General features: G+C 59.8%; 1 protein-coding gene. It reads right to left on the bottom strand.

Going from position 1 to position 1,300, the window contains the following annotated elements; all coding sequences use genetic code 11:
- Positions 1-35: 35 nt before the first annotated feature.
- Positions 36-1,223, bottom strand: a complete 1,188-nt coding sequence (locus C7U61_RS08715; RefSeq protein WP_106997723.1) for an IS481 family transposase — start codon at positions 1,221-1,223, stop codon at positions 36-38.
- Positions 1,224-1,300: the final 77 nt, after the last annotated feature.

The raw sequence follows: 1,300 nt of genomic DNA on the forward strand, positions 1-1,300 counted from the left end.
TTGTCCAGCCCGGAGACATAGGTAACAAAACGTACCTAAGACATGGGTGACAATCTCGTGCCGAACGGATTGTCGATGGTTTGCAAAGTCCTCTGTTCCAAGTCGATATATCCCAAATCATAGTGCATGAAGCTTATGAGCCAAATGCCGTCGTCGACTTCCTTGATTCCCAGTTTCTGTCCTGCCATGACGGTCGAGATGTTGATCTTCTTGCGATGCATGCAGATGCGGCCGCAATTGGTCACCAGTGCCTCGCGATCGTGAAAGGGGTAATCGATCTGCGGCAGCCCCTGATAGGAACGTGCCGATGCGGTGTAGATGTCCGCAGGCGCTTTCATCGCCAGCGCTTCATGTGGCCGCTCCTCATTGAATTCGCTCAAGAAAGCGTCGAAGCGGGCCTGCTGCTGCAGGATATTTCTGCCAGGCGGACGGGTCGCCTCTTTCTTGAGCGTCAGGTGCATGCGCTCGTGCCGGCCATTCTCTTGCGGATGGCCCGGCCGGATGCGCTCGAGCGCAATACCGAGCCTGAGCCACCAAACGGATAGCTTCGAGAGATTGTAGAGCCCGTTGGGACTGGCGAACGGCAAGCCGTTGTCGCTTCTGATCGCGGTGGGCAGTCCGCGCTCGGCAAACAGCCGCCGGAAGGCGTCGAAGACACCTTGTTCGCGCGTCGATTCGAAGGCTTCGCAGGCGAGCAGGAAACGCGAGGCCTGGTCGGTGACCGTCAGCGGGTAACAGTATCGACCGTCGCCGAGCTTGAACTCGCCCTTGAAATCGGCGCACCACAGATCGTTCGGCGTCAGCGCCTGAGACAGAGGCGTTCCCTCGGCGCGGTGGCGGTGCCGCTTGCGGGCATGCGCGACCAGCCCATGCCGGTCGAGAACCGCATGCACCGTGCTTTTGGCCGGTATGCGCACGTCGCCGGCAAGCTTGCGCACCAGCAGTTCGCGGATCTTGCGCGCACCCCAATGCGGCTTGTCCGTCTTCAGCCGCACGATCATCGCTTCGACCGGCTCGGGCAGCTGGTTGGCATAACGCACCGGCCTTCGAGACCGATCGGTCAGCGCCTCCAGACCGTCGTCCTTGTAGCGGTTGAAGATCTTGTAGCCGGTCTTGCGCGAGATCCCGAACGACCGGCACACCTCGCTCATGCCTTCGCCCTCAAGCAAGCGGGCGACAAATCGTAGACGTTCCTCCATCACCGAAGTCTCTCTCCACGGCATCAACACCTCCCGCCAAAAAGCGGAAAGTGTTACCCATCTCTCCGGTACAATTCGTCACCTATCTCTCAAGTCGGGCA

This window comes from Rhizobium sp. JAB6, from assembly GCF_003024605.1.
Lineage (GTDB): Bacteria > Pseudomonadota > Alphaproteobacteria > Rhizobiales > Rhizobiaceae > Rhizobium.

Bases quoted from the DNA above. Each gene is read 5' to 3' on its own strand.
- C7U61_RS08715 (WP_106997723.1), bottom strand. From the start codon at position 1,223: ATGCCGTGGAGAGAGACTTCGGTGATGGAGGAACGTCTACGATTTGTC.